Genomic DNA, 16,679 nt, shown 5'->3' on the forward strand with positions numbered 1-16,679 from the left:
GTAAAGGGGGTACATATCAATAGCGGGCCTTTTTCTTTTTCTTATGTTTGAAATACATAGCTGCTATGGTATATCTTTATGACTATTTTTATAGCTTTACCGAAGAAATATGATACAATTATCTAGAAAGTTCTATATAGATCAGCACTTTCCCATACATAAAATTTGGAGGTACCATGTTAGAATTACAACCAATGATCCATAAGTTTCGGATGAAGGGGAATTATTACTGTTTAGATGTAAACAGCGGTATTATTCACGTTATCGACGAACTCATCGATCGAGTTCTTGACATATATGATGGCACTAACCGGAATGCGGTGCATGCGGTGATGGATAGCCAAGAGGATGCAACAGAGCTCGACGAAATTATGGACGAGTTAGATGAACTGATTGCCAACGAACAATTATTTGCGCCTATGAGCAAGGAATTTAAACTTGTAGTAGGTGAAAAGCCTATTGTAAAGGCCTTATGTCTCAATATTGCGCACGATTGCAACTTGGCATGTAAATATTGTTTTGCCAGTCAAGGCGATTACGGTGGTGTAAAACGTGAGTTAATGAGTTTTGATGTGGCAAAGCGCGCCGTTGACTTTCTCATTAAAATGAGCGGGTCTCGTCAACATTGTGAAATCGACTTCTTTGGCGGTGAACCTTTGTTGAATTGGGATGTAGTGAAACAAACCGTTGAATACATTGAGTCCGTTCAAAAACAGCACAATAAGATTTTCAAGCTTACATTGACGACAAACGGGATGCTTTTAACACAGGATAAAATTGACTATGTGAATGAACATAAGATGAGTCTCGTCTTATCGTTGGACGGTCGTGAGTCCGTACATAATGCAATGCGCCCTGTAGCCGGCAGCGGTGCGGAGTCTTACAAGTTTATCGCGAAGAATCTCGTCAACGCCGTAAAACAACGTCATGGCCTTGAGTATTATGTACGTGGTACATATACGCATAAAAATCTCGACTTTACCAAGGATGTAATGGCCATGTCCGATTTAGGATTTGAACATTTATCTATGGAGCCTGTAGTCGGAGAGGACGGGGATTATGTATTGCGTGAAGAGGACTGGCCGGCTCTCGAGGCGGAATATGAGAAGTTAGCGGATCTTTACTTGCAGCGTCAACTGGACGGTTGGGGCGAAAAGTTTAATTTCTTCCATTTCCGTATGGATCTGTACCGTGGTCCATGCATGGCGAAACGTTTACGAGGTTGTGGTGCCGGTCACGAATATATGGCTGTTGTACCGAATGGAGATATTTATCCATGTCATCAATTTGTAGGTAAGGATGGTTATGTATTGGGCAATGTATTTGATGGATTGAAAAATACGGAGATTCCTAAGGCCTTCCGCAATACGCATGTATTTTCTAAACCTACATGTGCGGAATGCTGGGCTAAATTCTTCTGCTCCGGCGGATGCCATGCGAATAATATTACATTAGGCGGAGATTTGGAAACCCCTTATGAATTTGGTTGCCGATTGCAGAAAAAACGTATTGAGTGTGCTATCATGATTCAAGCTGAATTAGAACAGGCGGGAATTGATGGCAGTATTCCCGTTGCACTAGGTTAGTCTTACATATGATTGGGGATTTTCTATCCATAGTAGAGGTGTTTGTATGAAAGAAGATACTAATCATAGTCAAACTATGGAGCGTTGGGGGATTCGCTATACCGGTATTGTCCAAGGGGTCGGATTCCGGCCCCTTGTTTCTATGTGGGCCCATTCCTTACAGTTGAGCGGCTTTGTATATAATGACAGCCACGGTGTATATGTGGAAATTCAGGGGACAACGGCAGATTTGCAGTCTTTTGTGGATTCCATTGATCAACATAAACCGCGATTATGCCGGATTACTAATTTTGTTATTACAAAATTACCTCTTATATACGAAGCTATGGAGTTTGAGGTACGTCAATCACCATTAGGTGATGCGGGCACAACCTTTATCAGTGCCGATACTTCACCCTGCGAGAACTGTCTCAGAGAACTGCATAGTGATCCTCGACGCATACGTTATCCTTTTATTAATTGTACTGATTGCGGACCGCGATATTCTATTATCAAGTCTTTACCGTATGATAGGGAAAGAACTACGATGAACGAGTTTCCTATGTGCCCGGATTGTTCGGCTGAATATAAGGATATTGAGGGGCGTCGCTATCATGCTGAGCCTAATGCATGTATAAAATGCGGACCTGCCTATACTCTATATACTCCGAATCATATTGAGGTGGATACTGCTCATATATGGGATGATGTGCGTGCTCTTATTGCGTCTGGAAAGATTATAGCGTTGAAGGGGGTCGGCGGGTATCATCTAGTATGTGATGCGACGAATGATGAGGCGGTGCAACGTTTGCGTATGCGTAAACAACGTCTCCATAAGCCTTTGGCCGTAATGGTTGGCTCCATAGAAACGGCTATGAAGCTGGTTCACATGAATGAAATGGAGAAATCTGTCCTGACCGGAATGGAACGTCCCATCGTGTTATTGAATCGTAAATCTAGTAGCGACATACATCTGAGTAAACAGGTAGCGCCGCAAAATCACCTGTTGGGAGTTATGCTGCCTTATGCACCTGTTCATGAGGTGCTGGTACCATCCGATGCTGTATGGGTGATGACCAGTGGAAATCGAAGCGGAGATTCCGTTTTATATGAAGATCAGGCTGCTTTTAGAGAACTTCAAAATGTAGCGGATTATTTTCTGGTTCACAATCGTCAAATTTATGCTCCTTTGGATGATTCCGTCGTATCTGTCGTCGACGAGAAGCTTCAGTTTATCCGTCGCAGTCGGGGTTATGTACCTGAACCTGTTTATTGTGAAAGTTTAGGCGGTTCCAATTTGCTGGCTATGGGCAGTGATCTTAAAAATGCGTTCGCTGTAAATAAGGGTGAAAGTATTCTTTTGGGGCCTCATATAGGTGATTTGGAACGGGCTTCGACTTATGAAACCCTGGAATGGACGATTGAGCGATATGAAAATTTGTTCTCTACACGGCCGGAAGCGGTAATTGTTGACTCTCATCCACAGTTTTTTTCATCTCAATTAGGGCGTCATATTGGTGAAAGCTGTCATATTCCTGTTATTTCCGTACAGCATCACCATAGTCATATAGCTTCTGTTATGGCGGAGCATAATTTAACCGATGTAGTCTTGGGAATTGCCATGGACGGGACAGGTTACGGTCCGGACGGGACCGTTTGGGGCGGGGAATTTCTCCTCTGTAACGGCGCGGATTATCAACGGTTGGCTCACATTAACACCGTGCCTTTGCCCGGCGGCGAAAAGGCTGTATCTGAACCGTGGCGTCAAGCCTTATGGTATATACGTCGGTATTACGGTGACAATGTGCCTTCAGTTTATGCTGAATGGATAGAGCAGTTGCCAACAGGATGGCTGATTCTTGACAAGGCTATGCATTCTATGCCCATGATACAGACCTCCAGCTGCGGACGACTTTTTGATGCGGTAGGGGCTCTGTTAGGATTGGGTTTGGTACATACGTATGATGCGCAGATCGCTATTGCTTTGGAATCACTTTGCGGTGATGAAAAAGGGTCTGTTCTTGATTTCGCTTACGATGGAGAGGCCCTGGACTTTACTCCGACTGTACAGGCTGTTATGGACGGTGTAGTGCGTGGTGAACGTCGTCCCCATTTAGCTGCATCCTTTCACAAAACCGTAGCTATCGGTATCTGTGAAGTGGCGGCTGATATAATGGAGCGTTATGGTGTGTATAATACGGCGATTGCCGGAGGAGTCTTTCAAAATCGTCGACTCATGCAGGAAATGCATCGTGTCTGGCATGTAGGTAATTTATATATGAATAAATCAATACCTGCAAATGATGGCGGACTGGCTGTGGGACAGTTATGGATCGGGGCACACGTATTGAAGAAATAATGATTTTATATGTGATACAATAGCCTTAGCTGTTGTATATAACATGTTTTATAAGTGTTTGAATATTTATAATAATAAGTGATGATAAATGATATAATGAGGAGGTAATATGTGCTTAGCCGTACCGGCACAGCTTGTTGCCGTAAATGATACCATCGGTACCGTCGAATTAACGGGGGCTACACGCGATTGCAGCCTGCTGCTCGTACCTGATGCGAAGGTAGGGGACTGGCTTTTGGTACATGCGGGATTTGCTGTACAGATTGTTGATGAAGAAGAGGCACAAGCTACATTAGATGCCTTTAAGGAGTTAGAGGAACTTGAAGAAGCTTACTTTGCAGGAAAAGAAGCACACAGCTGATGTATTATTGAAACGCATTAATGCACTTCATGAGCCGGGCGAAGTCGTCAGACTCATGGAGGTGTGCGGGACACATACGGTATCGATTTTCCGAGAAGGCCTTCGTCAGTTGTTGCCCGAAGGTATTGAACTTGTGAGCGGCCCCGGATGTCCAGTATGTGTGACCGACCAGATTTATATGGATAAGGCGTTAGCTTATGCGGAGCGGGATGATATCATCATCGCTACCTTCGGGGATATGCTGAAGGTGCCCGGCAGCTATAGCAATCTTAGCGAGGCTCAAACAAAAGGCGCTCATATTCATGTTATCTATACGCCTTTAGAGGTGTTGGAGTTGAGTAAGCACTATCCGGATAAGAAAATCGTGTTTTTAGCGATCGGATTCGAAACGACTATTGCCGTTATCGGAGCGACCGTGAAAGCGGTTCATACGGCAGGGATTAAAAATGTATTTTTTCTCGTATCTCATAAATTAGTTCCGCCGGCGTTACGGGCTTTACTGGATCGACAGGAAGGCCGCATTGACGGCTTTATTTTGCCGGGGCATGTAAGCGTTATTATCGGAGAGGAACCGTATCGATTTTTGCCTGAAGAATACCATATCCCATCATGTATCGCCGGTTTTGATGGAGTAGAAATTCTCTCGGCAATAGTCAATATCCTGGAACAACGCAGATCAGGAAAGTTCATAGTGGGTAATATATATCCTTCGGTTGTGATGCAGCAGGGGAACCCCGTAGCACAGGCTATGATGCGTGAAGTATATGATGTTTGTGATGATACATGGCGCGGTATAGGAGTAATTTCACATTCCGGTTTAGTTTTAAAGGGTGAGTATGTTGCATATGATGCGGAATTAGCTATGCCGATAGTGTTGGAAAAACCGTCGCTTGATCCGAAAGGTTGTCAATGTGGACGCGTTTTACAAGGTTTGATTAAGCCGAGTGAGTGTCCTTTGTTCGGTAAAAGCTGTACTGCCGATCATCCGGTGGGGGCGTGTATGGTATCTGTGGAAGGTAGTTGTGCCGCCTGGTATAAATATGGATTTTCCAGCGGCGGATTAACTTGGGAGGATTAGTATGGAACGGGTACGTTTAGTCCACGGTAATGGCGGGCGATTCAGTCACGAATTGACGGAACGATTTATCTTAAAATACTTTAAAAGCAATCTGTTGGCACCTTTACATGATGGGGCACAATTTCCTGTCTCAGCGGGGCGGATGGCTTTTTCGACGGACTCCTATGTTGTACAGCCCCCATTTTTTCCGGGCGGTAATATCGGAAAATTAGCCGTATGCGGTACTGTTAACGACCTTGCCATGAACGGTGCTGTTCCTCAATATTTAAGCTGTGGTCTTATTCTGGAGGAAGGACTGCCTTTCGATGAATTAAATGAGATTCTGCGGACCATGGAAGAGATGGCGGACCTTGCTAACGTGCAAATCGTAACAGGGGATACAAAGGTCGTTAAAAAGGGCGAGGTAGATAAAATTTATATTAATACGGCAGGTATCGGTATGATTCCCGAGCATGTCGATATCGGTCCTCATCGAGTTCAACCGAATATGGATATTATTTTATCCGGATCTATTGGAGACCACTCAATTGCCGTTATGGGGCAACGATTCGGTCTGGAGTTATCCGAATCGTTGAAAACGGACTGCGCACCTCTCAATCATATGGTACATGCCGTACTGAAGGAAGTGGGGCCTTCGGTGGCATTGCTTCGGGACCCTACACGGGGCGGTCTCGGTACGGTTTTGAAAGAAATTGCGGATCAAAGCGGTGTAGGTATTAAGATTGATGAATCTGCGTTACCGATTCACGATGAAGTCCGGTCCGTATGCGATATTTTAGGATATGATCCGTTATATTTGGCCAATGAAGGTAAAGCTGTTTTTGTGGTTGAATCGGTGGTGACAGAGCGAGTTCTTGATATTCTTCATACATTTGAAGAGGGAAAAGAGGCGGTACTCATCGGTAAAACATTGGACAAAAATATCGGAAAAGTAGGCTTGCAGACCTCTATCGGCGGTGTGCGCCTAGTGGATCTTCTTGGAGAAGATCAAGTGCCTCGCATCTGCTAGTTTTGTCGTTCCGCTTAATCACTCGGTAAATACATTTTGTTCAGAGCTGATTGACCATATAAGCGCTATAGTTTCATATATTTATTGAAACTGTCATAAAATTCAATTGCGTAAAATTCACAATGCGTTCATCCAAATTTTATATATTTTGATTATCTTTAAGTGTAAGTTATATACTTTCACTAGAATCTATGTATAGAATTTGTTAAAATATAAGTATCTATTAGGAGGCTTATTATGAAAAAGAAAATTATCACTGCCGTTCTAGGGATTTGTTTAACTACAACCGCATTTGGGGGTATCTTGACGACTCAGGCCGGTGGCCTTAGCAGTATTCTTGGTGGCGCTGCTAAAATTGGTGGTATCGGTATTGTTATTAACAAGTTCGGTCCACAAATTGACTCTTTCTTAAATAAATTATTGAAACAGAATAATTTGAGTACTGAATATACAACTAAGGTTGTACCGATTATCAGTATCGGTACAAAAGGGTATATCGGTGGTGCTCAAGTTACAGGTCCTGCATCTAGCGTTGAACAGGTTAAAGCTGTTGCACAAGTTGAAGGCAGCTTTAACGGTATGGTTCGTGTAAAAGGCTTAGTACCTGTTGACAGCACAAACCCTGTTGGCGCATCTCGTGTTCAAGGTGTAGGTGTATCGGCAATTATTGATTTGAAAATTTAATGGTGGCTGAGCTCATTATTAATTAGACTCAGGGGATAAGCACGGTCTTAGGCCCGTGCTTATTCTGTTGTATAACAAGCATAACTGTTTGGAAAATTGTGGAGGATTATATGAAGAAGCAAGTACTTACACTTTTAATGGCATCCTTGATTTCAGGAACTGCCTTTGCTGCTCCAGGTACGGTAACGGAAAAGACTAATGTATTGGAAACGACTGTGTATGGTTCTGTTCAGGAGGGTGCCGTAGTAGATCGTATCAATCAACTTGATGAAACCGTGTATGGTACTGGTTCTAACGGTAACTCTGCAACATTGAGCAAGCGCGTCGATTCCCTATATGATTCCGTTGAAGGTAGCGGTAGAAATATTTCGTTGCGCGAAGAAATGGATGCTTTGGAGTATACATATCAAAATGGCATTACTGCAGGTTCTCTCGTAGATCGTGTAGAAAAAATGGAGCGCAGTGTTAACGGCCGTATCGGTAGTGGCGCACTTCAAAAACGCATTATCTCTTTGAAGACAAAGGTTTATGGCAGCAATGTGGCGTTGACTAATCAAGTCGGTACATTAGCAAGCAATCATGTATTCAAAGTTACTTTAAATGATGCGGTTTCATCTAAAACAAGTCAGCAAGGAGATACCGTTTCCTTCACAGTTGCGGAAAATGTAATGGACGGAAATGTATTACTCGTTCCGGCCGGGACTGTTGGGACAGGTACGATTACATCGTTGAAGAAGGCGCGTTCCTTCGGTCGCAATGGGGATCTTGATATTACATTCGATACAGTTCCTGCTATTGATGGTACAGAATTTACCGCGGTACAAGGTGAGGAAGCGAAGAAGAAAACCCGTAGTGAAATCAAAGCAGCCGGTGCTTCCGTGGCCGGTGCCGTTTTGTTGGGGCCTGTAGGCCTTGTGGGCGGTGCTTTCATTAAAGGTAAAAATATTGACTATCCTGCGGGATCGACCATATATGTACAACCACAGGATTCTGTTACAATTCAAGGCTTAGTTATCGGTGGGGACGGACTGGCTCATAGCGATAATGAATTGGCCGATGCTGTAACTGTGTCTAATACGACTGATGAAAGCAATGATTCCGTAGATAATACGAATGATGAAGCGGTATCGACAGATACGGTTGATACAACAGCTACAGAACCGGCAGATGTTGAAGAGTCCGATGATGGCGCAGAAAATGTGTCTCAACCGATTGTTGTAGTTAAACGTAATCAGTAATTACTTGTATAAGAGGAGTTCTAGTAACCATGAGGAAAAGTAAAGTACAGTGGCTGGCTGCGGCATGCTTAGTGTGTTTGGCACAGCCTGTATGGGCCGCTACGGATTCGACCCCGCTCTATCAAGATACATTGGATAGTGAGGGTCAGTCTTACTCCGGTGAGCTAGCAAAGGCATCCACACCTGAAAATAGTAATATCCGTGTTGTACGTCGTGGTGAAAAAGCAAAATCTACTGAGCCTAGTGAGCAGTTGCCGACTCGTATCGATGCCAATAAAATGGCTTATACCGGATCGACCGGTGATGTTTATGCCGAAGGTGACGTAGTGGTGACTCAAGGTAATCAAACATTGTTATCTCCACGTATTGAAGGAAATACGAAGACTACGGAATATCGTACCGTAGGTGGTTATCGATATTTAGAGGATAACGGTAAGACTAAGGATATTACGGGAGAAAATATGACATATCGCACCAAGGATCGCCATTTTACGGCGGACCAGGCGATGGGCTGGAATGATCCATATTATGTGAAGGGTTCAAATGCCACATTTGATGGTCAAGAAGGTCATATGGAAAAAGGTATGGTTACGACGAAACATGCGATGGCATTTAAACATGCACCGGATTATCGCGTAGAGGGGGAAGACATTAAGGTTTACCCCGGTGATAAAGTAGTCATTAAAAATCCGACCTTTTATATTAAAAACTTTAAGGTTTTTTCCTTGCCATCGTATACAAAGTCTTTACGTCATGATAAAGAAGGTAAATTCAGTATATTCTCTTTGGTTCCGAAACCTACTTACAACAGTGATGACGGTTTTGGTCTTCATGGTAATACCGATTATCCAATCGGTAAAAACGGCGAGGTATACATTGATTACCGGTGGTATACAAAGGCGGGCTTTAAACCGCAGGTCGGGTATCGTCATTACTTGCCTTGGGGAACTGCATCCATAGGATATAGCAAGGAATCCAATGAATATAATGATGAAACCGTATGGGTTGAAAAAATCGGTGAGGCTCGTGTCGATACTCATAGTTATCATATTGGCAAATCTCCTATTACCGTTCGAGGCGGTGCTAACGCCGGTTATTGGAAGGAAGGTTCTGTGAAAGGCTCTCATAAAGAGTATTATGCGGAGGTGTCACATGATCCGATTAAGTTGTGGTCCGGTGCGGATCTTCGATTCCTTGGCGGGTATCAACGAGATTACTACGGTTATGATAAATCTATTCGCAGCATGCCGTACTGGGGTGCCCGATTCAATACCAAGATTGGGAATCGTATGCAGGCATGGGTATCTTATAACCAGCGAAATATTACTTATAATAACTCTCCATATCGCTTTGATACGACGGAGTTGCCTAAGGAATTAATCTATGGTGCAAGTTATAAGTTAACGCGGCTTGATGATGTTTCCGTCAGTGTGAAAAACAATATCATGAGCGGTGAAGTCGATTCCATATATTATACATGGCATCATGATTTGCATTCCTTTGATTTATATTTAACATATAAAGATGCTCAGAAGAGTAATAATAACCAATGGAAGATTAAATTTGTAGGTAAGGATTTTTAATTAGGAGAGAATTATGCAACGCATTAGAAAGGCTGTTATCCCCGCCGCAGGGTTCGGTACGCGGTTCTTGCCGGCTACGAAGGCTCAACCGAAGGAAATGTTACCGATTGTAGATACTCCGGCTATCCAGTATATCGTGAAAGAAGCTTTAGATTCCGGTATCGAAGAGATTTTAATTATCACGGGGCGCAATAAGCGTGCTATTGAAGATCACTTCGATAGCAGTGTTGAATTAGAGTATTTGCTTCAGATGCAGGGAAAGAATAAACAACTTGCAATGATTAAGGATTTAGCGGATATTAAAGTCCATTTTATCCGTCAAAAATCACCACGTGGATTGGGGGATGCCGTTTTATGTGCGAAAGCATTTATCGGAGATGAACCTTTTGCGGTGCTTCTAGGCGATGATATCGTGTATAATCCTGAAAATCCATGTTTAAAGCAACTTATTGATTGTTATGATGAGCATCCCGGTATTATCTTAGGGGCTCAATTTGTGCCGGAAGATAAGGTCAGCGCTTATGGTATCGTAGACGGTGAACCGTTAGCGGATAACTTATATCGCGTGGATACTTTGGTAGAAAAGCCTAGTCGCGAAAAGGCTCCGTCTACATTGGCGGTACTGGGCCGTTATATTTTAACACCGGATATTTTCTCCATCTTGGAAAATACTAAACCCGGCGTGGGTAATGAAGTTCAGTTAACTGATGCATTAGCCGCATCAAAGACGGATACATATGCTCTTGCATATGAAGGAATCCGCTATGATACGGGTGATAAATTAGGATACCTGAAAGCAACTGTTGAATATGCATTGCGCAACGAAGAGTTGGGAGATGCATTCAAGGCGTATCTGAAAGAATTAAAATTTTAGTTCTCTGTTATAGTTGTAGGACCGTTCACTGTCGTGTATACTATAAGCATAAAAGAACCTATGAAGGTGCAGTGCATCTTCATAGGTTCTTTTATTGTAAACAAAATCTAATAAAGAGAAGTTGACTAATAAAATGATGTTGATTATAATCAATTTATTGGATTAATAAAGGACTGTGATTATATGAGATCATTATTATCGCTTCTGACATATGATAATACAATGAAACTTCCTACTAACTGTGTGATTACAAAGGTTTATTTTGATTTAAACGGTAGTGAAGAAGTTCATTGTGACATTGTTAACTTAGACGGAAAATATATAACCGTATGCCTGTCAAATTATGTGGGGCGTTTACAAGTAGAATTGTTACAGTTGACGCGTCCTTTAACAATTCGTCAGCAATCAAGAATCGATGACGGTTCTTTCACGGTGTCCTTTTCGAAAGAAGATATCATCCAATTTGTAACGGAGGTACGAGATGTTAATAAAATACATCGAGAGTTTCCTTTTATTGTTCCGGGATTGCTCATATTGGAATCTCTTTGGAATCATTATAAAGAAAATAAGAGTGTAACCGGACTGGAAGTAAAATATCGTTCGCCCATGATTGCTGATGACAGAGCTCATATAGTTGTTCAACCTAATGGCTATTCGGAAGGGCTCGTAGATGATATTGTACTTTTTAAATTTCGTGTTCATCATGAACATAATAGTGTATGTATAGATTGAGGTATTTTAAATGGAAACAAGACGTTTGACAAAAATGGCTTTATTAACGGCCTTATTATGCATTTCAGCATATATTTCATTTCCACTACCATTTAGTCCGGCTATGGTGACGGCATTGACCTTAGTGGCCACATTAATCGGTTTACTGTTACAACCTAAAGATGCACTTATAGTATTTATTGTTTATGTACTTCTGGGAACTGTAGGCTTGCCGGTATTTGTAGGGGGTACGGCAGGATTAGGAAAATTATTTGGCCCCACCGGAGGATTTATATTCTCTTGGCCTGTAGCATATACATTATTGAGTGTATATAAAGGTAATAAAAGAAGCTTTACTTCTTATGCATGGCGCTCAATTGTTATAACAATTCCCATCGTCTATCTTTTCGGTGTTACCGGTTATATGCTAGTAACGAATACCGATTTATGGGCAGCATTGGTAGCCGTAATGTTCCCGTTTATTCCTGGGGATATCTTCAAATGTCTGGTTGCGTCATGGTTGGCGACAAAGGTTAAAATTTAAAGTATATAAGGGGCATCCTTTAGGATGCCTCTTTTATGCTATATACTTGGTGAGATATAGCATACTTATTTGTATATAGGGAGTCATATTATGGATGTATATATTCACGGAGGCCTGCGCAGTCCTATCGGTGTCGTACATGGTCAATATAAAACCTTACGACCTGAGGTGCTGGGTGCACGTTTAATTAATGAGTTGTCGGCCCGTAATACTATTACTTCAGTAGATGGTATATTCTGTGGTAATGCGGTAGGCACAGGTGGAAATTTAGGCCGTTTGATGGGGCTTATGACTAATTTACCTGAATCCGTGCCGGCCGTTACCGTAGATATGCAATGTGCATCTGCATTAATGAGTATTGAAATGGCATATACTCATATTAAAGCGGGGGTTATGTGTTCCGCTATTGCCGGAGGTGTTGAAAGCTCTTCCTTGCAACCACGGCGTACGTATGCGGATGGGGATGATCGTGCAGGTAGTTATATGGTGGCGCAATTTTCTCCCAATGATCAATCTCCGCGGACTATGTTGGAGGGGGCGGAGCGAACGATAAGAAAATATAATATCGCGAAGGAAGCTTTATACCCGTACATTATTGAGAGCCATCAAAAAGCTGGTGCGGCTCATTCCAATCAAATGTTAAGTCAGTACATTATGCCTTTAGAAATCAATGGTAAGATTTGTAGAGACGAATGTATTCGTCCTACCATGAATGAGAAATTATTAGGACGTATGAAACCTTTATTGGGATCGGACTCCATAACAAATGCCGGAAATGCCTGCCTGACACATGATGGCGGTGCATTTGTATATCTCAGCAAAAGAAAAGGCCCGTTTAGGATTCATAGTATGCTACCTTGGGCCGGAGATCCCCAGTATAGCCCGGAAGGAGCTTTGGAGAGCACAAAAGCCATTTTGGAACGCACGGGATTATCCATGGATGATATAGATGCGGTGGAATGGAATGAAGCCTTTGCTATTATTGATGTGCTCTTTCAGAAGGTCTATCCGAATCATATGGAAAAATATAATTATTTTGGAGGCGCATTGGCATATGGACATCCTTATGGATGTTCGGGAGCCATATTAGTATTGCATTGTATGGCGGCTCTGGAGCAGTGCAACGGACGATATGGTTTGTGTGCTATTGCAGGTGCCGGAGGTACAGGGGCAGCATTAATTATAGAGCGGATGTAGTATGAATATTATTGAACGATTGAAATCACATCGACAATTAAAACCGAAGCGCATAGCTTTGATTGTTGATGAACGACAATATACATATGAAGACCTTTGGGCGGATATTACCGATATACAATTTGATGTATCATGTGTGATGACGGAAGCGCAGGATGGACGAAAGATTATTCTTATTCGTGATACATCTTTTTATAATCAATGTGTACTATGGTTCGGTGCCTTATATAGAGGTTATATCCCTATGGTATGTCATAATGAAATGAATGATGATTTTATAGATAAAATAAAAGGTGTTATTGAAGCGGAAGGAATACCGCCTCGTGCGGACTTCGGCGTACTTACATCGGGGACTACGGGAAATCCAAAACCTTTATGGCGCAATGAATCGTCATGGCGTGATTTTTTTGATGTGCAAAATGAAGTATTTCATATCAATAGTCAGACTATCTTATTTTTACAAGGCAGTTTCAGCTTTACCGGAGTCAGCAATATGACCGTTGCCGTTCTTTGGGACGGAGGAACCGTTCTAACATCTCAATCTTTGAAACCTACAAAATGGATACAGCTGATTGAGGTGCATAGGGCGGATCACATATATACGTTGCCTACGAAACTACGTTTATTGGTGCGACATTGTAACTGTACATTATCATCGGTTGATTATATTATCGCAGGATCTCAAGTGTTAGATCGTGATTTGATGGAACGATTGGAACTTATATGCCCTCGCATGCAGTTTATCCTGTATTATGGAGCATCGGAATTAAATTATATATCGTATTGTAGCGGTTCGGAATGGCTAGAGCGGGAACATACGGTGGGAAAACCGTTTCCTTCTGTACGAGTTGAAGAGCAGGATGGTCTGTTATATATTACAACCGCTTATCATATCGAAGGAATTCCCGATACATATACGGTTAATGATTGCGGATACATCGACAGTGAAGGATATATTATTTTTACAGGGCGTCAAGGGGATGTGGTGAATAAAGGCGGTTATAAGATAGCCGTTTCATCCATGGAAGAGTATTTACAATCGTTGAGCGGTGTTGATGAGGTAGCTGTCATTGTCATTGACGACGATATGCGTGGTGAGGATTTTGCGGCATTTATGGTCTTAGCTGAAGGTGGCTCGCGAGCGGATGTATTTAATCGTATTCGTGAAAGTTTACCCTCCGTAGAATGGCCGAAGGAAATTTTGGATGTTCCTATGTTACCTTTAACAGAGTGCTCAAAAGTTGATAAACGAAAGTTAAAAGAATGGTATAATAATCTTGTATGTTCGTAATGATTGAGGAGGCCTTATGCAGGTAAATAAAGCGGTGCTGGAAATTTTTGATTTTACATCGTCTCTGGCGGTATATTCTGAACATGAACTGAAGGTCGGTGACCAGTCTGTGCAGGAGTATATCGGCGCTCACGTCTCAAAGGCTTTTAAGGATCCCGGAGCGCGTACGGGCACCTTACATTCTGCAAGTCCCGTAGGAAAACAATTAGATGCTTATAAACAGGGAACCTTCGATTTTGTTACGCTCAGTAAAGAGTTAGGTGAAAGTCTATTTAACTACATGAAACAGGCTACAGATGGAATCGTTATTGATACTATTATCTGTGAAGCTGTCACGGATACATCATATATCTGTATACTCCTATGTCAGGCCCATGATGCTTTCACTCATCAGTTATTTAGTGAAGATGATGGGACACTGACAACAGAGTTAGTACCTCACAAGGCTGTTTTACCTATGCCATCTCAGAAATTGCGCGCCTTTGCAGCGATTAATACAAATGATTTATCGGTGCGTATCTTCGAGCCGAAAGGGGAGTTTGATGGCGAGGTATCTTATATTTTGGCGGATAAGGTTCTGCAGTTAGGTACGAATCAATCGTCGCGGGATACGGTAAAAAAGGTAAAAAATATTGTAAACAAGGTGGCCCAGGCCCACGAGTCTGACGGCGTTGCGGAAATGACGATGGCAAAGTCCATGATTGCAAAGAATGCCGAGGTATCTGATACGGTAGATCCTGTGCGTATCGTAGAGGAAGTATTTAAGACCAGTCCGATTCAACAAGAGGCGGCGAAAAAGGAATTGGCGGATCAGGATATGATGCGTCCGCTACCTGTAAATCGGGAATTCGCCGTCAAGGTGGGGGAACATCATAAAATAAAGACCGACACGGGCATAGAAATTTCTTTTCCTGTTGAATATATGAAAAATCGTGAGTTTATCGAAATCGTGGCGAATGATGACGGCACATTGCGTATCGAATTAAAGAATATTAATAAAATCGTTAATAAATAGTTTTATAATAATTAGAGTTTATCTTACACTGATATATAAGGCGGGATACAATGAGTAAAGAAAAACACAAGAAAACAAATGCATTGCGCATATTAGATACGCATAAGGTGCCTTATAACATTAGTGAATATGAATGGTCCGAGGGGCGGGCCGCCGGGCTTCATGTCGCGGAAGTTTTAGGCCTTGATGAAAAGAAAGTATTTAAAACGCTCGTCGGTAAGGGGGATAAGACGGGTTATGTCGTCTTTTGTATTCCCGTTGCCGCTGAGCTCGATATGAAGCAGGCTGCTCGGGTCAGTCATAACAAGTCTGTTGAACTTATTCACGTAAAAGATTTATTGGGGATTACAGGTTACTGGCGAGGCGGCTGTTCACCGGTAGGCATGAAAAAGTCTTTTCCTACGTATTTTGATGCAACCATGGAGATGCAAGATTCCGTTTATGTAAGCGCCGGTCTCAGAGGAATGCAGATGCAGGTTAACCCGGTGGAATTGGCGGCTGTTGTCAATGCCGAGTTTGCAGCGTTGACGATGAATCATTAAGAGGTGCTTATGGCTAAGAAATATTATGCTGTGCGGCGCGGTCGCACTTCGGGAATCTATACGGCTTGGGCTGATTGTGAACGGCAGGTAAAGGGCTTTGGCGGCGCTGTCTATAAATCCTTTCCTACCGAAGCTGAAGCTCGTGCATTTATAGCTGATGAGGATGTGAATAAACCTACTGTTACCGCATCCGATCATGTTGTCGCTTACATTGATGGCAGTTATAATAAAGATACGAATACTGTTGGTGCCGGTGGTATCATATTCTTAAACGGACAGAAGGAAACCTTCTCATTTTCTTCTGCCGATGAACGGCATACAGCATTTTGGAATGTAGCCGGTGAATTATTGGCGGCCATGCATGTTATGCAATATGCGGTAGATCATGGGATAGAGGAGTGTTCTCTTTATTATGATTACATGGGCATTGAAATGTGGGCTACCAAGAAGTGGAAACGTAATAATTCCCTTACACAGCAGTATGCGGAGTTCTATGATTCCGTCAAAGGGGCTGTCAATGTACACTTTCACAAGGTGGCAGCTCATACGGGCGATACGTATAATGAAATGGCGGATGTATTGGCAAAAAAAGGTGCCGGTATAAATTGATTATCGTAGAAAGGAGGAC

Annotated in this window: 16 protein-coding genes; all 16 read left to right on the forward strand. The window is 42.5% G+C overall.

Annotated elements, in window-relative coordinates; genetic code table 11:
* Window positions 1-176 precede the first annotated feature (176 nt).
* On the forward strand, window positions 177-1,586 hold the full coding sequence (gene scfB / locus CKV62_RS03260) for a thioether cross-link-forming SCIFF peptide maturase (RefSeq protein WP_095065669.1): 1,410 nt from the start codon (window positions 177-179) through the stop codon (window positions 1,584-1,586).
* A gap of 46 nt (window positions 1,587-1,632) precedes the next feature.
* Entirely contained in the window at window positions 1,633-3,924 is a 2,292-nt protein-coding gene (gene hypF, locus CKV62_RS03265) for a carbamoyltransferase HypF (protein ID WP_095065670.1), read from the forward strand.
* Window positions 3,925-4,033: 109 nt separating this feature from the next.
* On the forward strand, window positions 4,034-4,285 hold the full coding sequence (locus CKV62_RS03270; protein WP_038114462.1) for a HypC/HybG/HupF family hydrogenase formation chaperone: 252 nt from the start codon (window positions 4,034-4,036) through the stop codon (window positions 4,283-4,285).
* Window positions 4,245-5,363: a hydrogenase formation protein HypD gene (hypD, locus tag CKV62_RS03275; RefSeq protein WP_095065671.1), complete on the forward strand. Its 1,119-nt coding sequence runs from the start codon at window positions 4,245-4,247 to the stop codon at window positions 5,361-5,363. The genes CKV62_RS03270 and hypD overlap by 41 nt, the downstream gene beginning before the upstream one ends.
* Before the next feature lies 1 nt (window position 5,364).
* Window positions 5,365-6,372, forward strand: coding sequence for a hydrogenase expression/formation protein HypE (hypE, locus tag CKV62_RS03280; RefSeq protein ID WP_095065672.1), 1,008 nt, complete (start codon window positions 5,365-5,367; stop codon window positions 6,370-6,372).
* Window positions 6,373-6,609: 237 nt separating this feature from the next.
* Complete coding sequence (locus tag CKV62_RS03285) at window positions 6,610-7,056, forward strand: hypothetical protein (RefSeq protein WP_038114468.1); 447 nt, start codon at window positions 6,610-6,612, stop codon at window positions 7,054-7,056.
* Between the two features lie 110 nt (window positions 7,057-7,166).
* Window positions 7,167-8,294, forward strand: a complete 1,128-nt coding sequence (locus CKV62_RS03290; RefSeq protein WP_095065673.1) for a hypothetical protein — start codon at window positions 7,167-7,169, stop codon at window positions 8,292-8,294.
* Window positions 8,295-8,323: 29 nt separating this feature from the next.
* Complete coding sequence (locus CKV62_RS03295) at window positions 8,324-9,877, forward strand: LptA/OstA family protein (RefSeq protein ID WP_095065674.1); 1,554 nt, start codon at window positions 8,324-8,326, stop codon at window positions 9,875-9,877.
* A gap of 13 nt (window positions 9,878-9,890) precedes the next feature.
* Window positions 9,891-10,751, forward strand: coding sequence for a UTP--glucose-1-phosphate uridylyltransferase GalU (gene galU / locus CKV62_RS03300; protein ID WP_095065675.1), 861 nt, complete (start codon window positions 9,891-9,893; stop codon window positions 10,749-10,751).
* A 222-nt stretch (window positions 10,752-10,973) separates the two neighbouring features.
* Window positions 10,974-11,483: a hypothetical protein gene (locus CKV62_RS03305; RefSeq protein ID WP_157728913.1), complete on the forward strand. Its 510-nt coding sequence runs from the start codon at window positions 10,974-10,976 to the stop codon at window positions 11,481-11,483.
* A 10-nt stretch (window positions 11,484-11,493) separates the two neighbouring features.
* Complete coding sequence (locus CKV62_RS03310) at window positions 11,494-12,006, forward strand: biotin transporter BioY (RefSeq protein ID WP_095065677.1); 513 nt, start codon at window positions 11,494-11,496, stop codon at window positions 12,004-12,006.
* A gap of 90 nt (window positions 12,007-12,096) precedes the next feature.
* Complete coding sequence (locus CKV62_RS03315) at window positions 12,097-13,203, forward strand: acetyl-CoA C-acyltransferase (protein WP_095065678.1); 1,107 nt, start codon at window positions 12,097-12,099, stop codon at window positions 13,201-13,203.
* 1 nt (window position 13,204) lies between these two features.
* Window positions 13,205-14,494 carry an AMP-binding protein gene (locus tag CKV62_RS03320; RefSeq protein WP_095065679.1) on the forward strand — a complete coding sequence of 430 codons (1,290 nt, stop codon included), beginning with the start codon at window positions 13,205-13,207 and terminating at the stop codon, window positions 14,492-14,494.
* 16 nt (window positions 14,495-14,510) lie between these two features.
* The gene (locus tag CKV62_RS03325) at window positions 14,511-15,509 is read left to right on the forward strand and encodes a nucleoid-associated protein (protein WP_095065680.1); all 999 of its coding nucleotides are present in this window, start codon (window positions 14,511-14,513) and stop codon (window positions 15,507-15,509) included.
* A gap of 50 nt (window positions 15,510-15,559) precedes the next feature.
* Window positions 15,560-16,051, forward strand: a complete 492-nt coding sequence (gene ybaK / locus CKV62_RS03330; protein WP_095065681.1) for a Cys-tRNA(Pro) deacylase — start codon at window positions 15,560-15,562, stop codon at window positions 16,049-16,051.
* A 9-nt stretch (window positions 16,052-16,060) separates the two neighbouring features.
* A complete protein-coding gene (locus tag CKV62_RS03335; RefSeq protein ID WP_095065682.1) occupies window positions 16,061-16,660 on the forward strand; it encodes a ribonuclease H1 domain-containing protein in 600 nt (199 codons plus the stop codon).
* Window positions 16,661-16,679: the final 19 nt, after the last annotated feature.

Source organism: Veillonella rodentium (assembly GCF_900187285.1).
GTDB classification, from domain to species: domain Bacteria; phylum Bacillota; class Negativicutes; order Veillonellales; family Veillonellaceae; genus Veillonella; species Veillonella rodentium.

Coding starts and splice junctions, on each gene's coding strand:
- scfB (WP_095065669.1), top strand. CDS start 177: ATGTTAGAATTACAACCAATGATCCATAAGTTTCGGATGAAGGGGAAT.
- hypF (WP_095065670.1), top strand. CDS start 1,633: ATGAAAGAAGATACTAATCATAGTCAAACTATGGAGCGTTGGGGGATT.
- CKV62_RS03270 (WP_038114462.1), top strand. CDS start 4,034: ATGTGCTTAGCCGTACCGGCACAGCTTGTTGCCGTAAATGATACCATC.
- hypE (WP_095065672.1), top strand. CDS start 5,365: ATGGAACGGGTACGTTTAGTCCACGGTAATGGCGGGCGATTCAGTCAC.
- CKV62_RS03285 (WP_038114468.1), top strand. CDS start 6,610: ATGAAAAAGAAAATTATCACTGCCGTTCTAGGGATTTGTTTAACTACA.
- CKV62_RS03290 (WP_095065673.1), top strand. CDS start 7,167: ATGAAGAAGCAAGTACTTACACTTTTAATGGCATCCTTGATTTCAGGA.
- CKV62_RS03295 (WP_095065674.1), top strand. CDS start 8,324: ATGAGGAAAAGTAAAGTACAGTGGCTGGCTGCGGCATGCTTAGTGTGT.
- galU (WP_095065675.1), top strand. CDS start 9,891: ATGCAACGCATTAGAAAGGCTGTTATCCCCGCCGCAGGGTTCGGTACG.
- CKV62_RS03305 (WP_157728913.1), top strand. CDS start 10,974: ATGAAACTTCCTACTAACTGTGTGATTACAAAGGTTTATTTTGATTTA.
- CKV62_RS03310 (WP_095065677.1), top strand. CDS start 11,494: ATGGAAACAAGACGTTTGACAAAAATGGCTTTATTAACGGCCTTATTA.
- CKV62_RS03315 (WP_095065678.1), top strand. CDS start 12,097: ATGGATGTATATATTCACGGAGGCCTGCGCAGTCCTATCGGTGTCGTA.
- CKV62_RS03320 (WP_095065679.1), top strand. CDS start 13,205: ATGAATATTATTGAACGATTGAAATCACATCGACAATTAAAACCGAAG.
- CKV62_RS03325 (WP_095065680.1), top strand. CDS start 14,511: ATGCAGGTAAATAAAGCGGTGCTGGAAATTTTTGATTTTACATCGTCT.
- ybaK (WP_095065681.1), top strand. CDS start 15,560: ATGAGTAAAGAAAAACACAAGAAAACAAATGCATTGCGCATATTAGAT.
- CKV62_RS03335 (WP_095065682.1), top strand. CDS start 16,061: ATGGCTAAGAAATATTATGCTGTGCGGCGCGGTCGCACTTCGGGAATC.